Annotated in this window: 3 protein-coding genes and 1 pseudogene; all 4 read right to left on the reverse strand. The window is 31.9% G+C overall.

Features of this window, described 5'->3' with window-relative positions:
- Positions 1–895 (reverse strand): annotated as a pseudogene (locus ACO409_RS10470) (hypothetical protein); the annotation flags it as partial.
- Positions 873–1,172 (reverse strand): hypothetical protein, encoded by a 300-nt coding sequence (locus ACO409_RS10475; protein WP_485557033.1) that lies wholly within the window; start codon positions 1,170–1,172, stop codon positions 873–875. The pseudogene ACO409_RS10470 and the gene ACO409_RS10475, both read right to left, overlap by 23 nt.
- A 24-nt stretch (positions 1,173–1,196) precedes the next feature.
- Complete coding sequence (locus ACO409_RS10480; RefSeq protein ID WP_485557035.1) at positions 1,197–2,114, reverse strand: hypothetical protein; 918 nt, start codon at positions 2,112–2,114, stop codon at positions 1,197–1,199.
- Positions 2,092–3,144: hypothetical protein (locus tag ACO409_RS10485; protein ID WP_485557037.1), on the reverse strand; the 1,053-nt coding region annotated here is incomplete at its 5' end. The genes ACO409_RS10480 and ACO409_RS10485, both read right to left, overlap by 23 nt.

The following is a 3,144-nucleotide window of genomic DNA, read 5'->3' on the forward strand; positions in this document are numbered from 1 at the left end:
TTACCCAAATATTTCCGTGATGATTATTATTCACAGACACATATTTTCTTCCATCCACATTCTGTTTAAAACTTCCATCCTTACTGTATTCCTTGCATTTCCAGTTGTCTCTTGACACTTCATCGCAGCTGTATTTCATAATATCACTGTTATCATAATATTCAATGTAGCTTCGCATAGCCTTCAATCCCTTTATATCTTTTGTCCCTCCTATGAAATCATACTTCACTTTCCCATTTTTATATAGCTTCTGTCTTTCTCCTAAAAGGCTTCCGTTATTAAAGTTAAGTTCTCCCAGTATGCTTCCATTTCTTTCATATACTGTTGTTTTTCCATTTCTTATGTAATTAATTTCTCCATTCTGATTATCAAACTTTTGAGTTACTTCAGATATATATGATTTTTTATCAGTTCCTTCATAATATCCTGTCAATGTTCCTGTAAGTTTACCATCTCCTATAAAAGTGTGCATTTTACTCCCATTTTTATTATAGCATTCATTAAATATATCTATATCATTTTTAGCTTGCATTCTGCAACGAATTTTCCCATCTCCATAATAATCAAATCCATCTCCCTCAAGTTTTCCATTTCTATAAAAATAAATACCTGATATTTTTTTATTTCTTTTAGCAATTAATGCCCCCGTATAAGGAATTTTTTCGTTTGTGTAGTATACTGTATTTCCAATTCTTTTTAATTCTGGTACAGAATCTTTTCTTTCCATTATTCTTTTCACTATTTGTTCTACTTCTATATTTTTTAATTCATTATAATTTTTCAATTCTTGAAGTTCTTTTACAGTAGATAATGTTATAGAAAAAGTATAATTTCCAAATAAGATAAACAATAATAAAATACTTTGTTTTAATTTAGAATTTATCAGTTTTAACATTTGTTCCCCTCCCTACACCAATAATCTTACCAATCTTATCCGCTATTCTTCCTATCCCCCTCATTCCTAATGATACTGGATCTCCTACCGTTGCATATTTCCCATCCCTTATTACCTGCTTTACTATTATTTCAAACTTTCCTCCCGCTTTTTCTCCCAGTTCCGCCACTTCTGAATACGACACTATTTCCACTTCAGGTACATACATATATCTTAGCGGGATTCCTTCCTTTATCCCTATCAGGCTTTCTGCCCATTCTTTCTTTCTATTCCACATTTTTTATTACCCCTTTTTTTAATACTAAGGATTCAATATATTCCAAGCACCTAAAAATATGTTCACCCAAATGTTTCCGTGATGATTATTATTCACAGACACGTATTTTCTTCCATCTACCTCCTGCTTGAAACTTCCATCCTTGCTATATTCCTTACATTTCCAGTTTCCTGTTGACACTTCATTACAGCTATATTTCATAGTATCGCTGTTATCAAAATACTCTATATAGCTTCGTATTGCCTTCAAATCCTTTATGTCTTTTGCTCCTCCTATAAAGTCATATTTCACTTTCCCATTTTTATACAGTTTCTGTCTTTCTCCCAGTAAACTTCCATTATTAAAGTTAAGTTCTCCTAATATGTTTCCATTTTTTTCATATACTGTCGTTTTTCCATTTCTTATGTAATTAATTTCTCCTTTGACGCTATAATCTTGTATTACTTCAGATATATATGATTTTTTATTAGTTCCTTTATAATATTCTGTTAATATTCCAAAAAGACTACCATTTCCTTTATATGTTCTAATTATATTTCCATTTTCATTATAACACTCATTAAATATATCTATATCTCTTTTAGTTTTTATATTACAACGTAATTTTCCATTACTATAATATTCAAATCCGTCTCCTTCTACTTTTCCATTTTTGTAGAAATAAATACTTGTTATTTTTTCTTTTTCTCTAACAATCAAAATTCCATTATATGGTTTCGATTCTCCTTTGAAATACGCTATTCCATCTCGTCTTTCTAATTTTGGAATCGAATCTTTTTTTTCTGCTATTCTTTCAATTTCAATATTTTTAATTACATCATAATTCTTTAATTTATCTATTCCTTTTACATTAGATAGTGTCATAGAAAACATAAAATTCTCAAATAATATGAACAATAGAAAAATATACTTTTTTAATTTAATCTCTACCATTTTTACCACCTACTTTCCCTCCCACACCAATAATTTTACCAATCTCATCTTTTATTCTTCCTATACCTCTTAACCCCAACGATATTGGATCTCCTACTGTCGCATATTTCCCATCCCTTATTACCTGCTTTACTATTATTTCAAACTTTCCTCCCGCTTTTTCTCCCAGTTCCGCCACTTCTGAATACGACACTATTTCCACTTCAGGTACATACATATATCTTAGCGGGATTCCTTCCTTTATCCCTATCAGGCTTTCTGCCCAGTGCTTTCTTTTTTCCATTTCAAGCTCTGCTTCGTATTCTGACTTGCTTTTTACTTGACTCTTTTTTACTTCCTTTCTTGATTCTATCAGCTTTTTCTGCTCTTCCTTCCACCTTTTCATCTTCTCCAGTGAAGTTTTGTCCAAAACATCGTTTTCTAATGCATCTCTTATTTCCTTATCCTCAGCTGCCAGCATTGCATTCTGCGAATTCAGCCTGTCTATTTCCAAGTCTATCATTTTCTTTTCCAAATCAGTTGCACTTGATGGTAACGCTGTCTTTTTGGCTTCTTCCCTTGCCTTTGTTGTTGCTATCTTTTCCTTTTCTTCCTTAATGCTGTTCAGCCTTAACTTCATAGAATTTTCATCCCCATATACTGCTAACATTTTTTGCTTAGTTACTCTTCTTGTTTCGATATTGTCCAGTTCCTTTTTTATATTGTCATCCAAGGCATTTATCTGTGTGTCCAACGCTTCCAGCCTCTTATTTGTTTCTTGGTATCTGTACTCCCTGTCTGCGTCGCTTATTTCATCCCAGTTTTTGGCATTTTTTTCATCTAAAAGGGGATCCATTTCATTAAAGTATACTATCCACATATTTTTTGTTACTTTTGAATATACATTTATTGGAGTTGAAGGTTCCCTATTTCCAATATTACCTTGTTCTACATCTCCTACCCCATCTGCTGCATCATTTATGCTTGCCCAGTTGTTCATCTGATTGATGGAAGCTAGATTTGATAAATACTGTATTGCTTTTTTCCCTATTTTCTGTCT

The organism is Leptotrichia sp. (genome assembly GCF_057270615.1).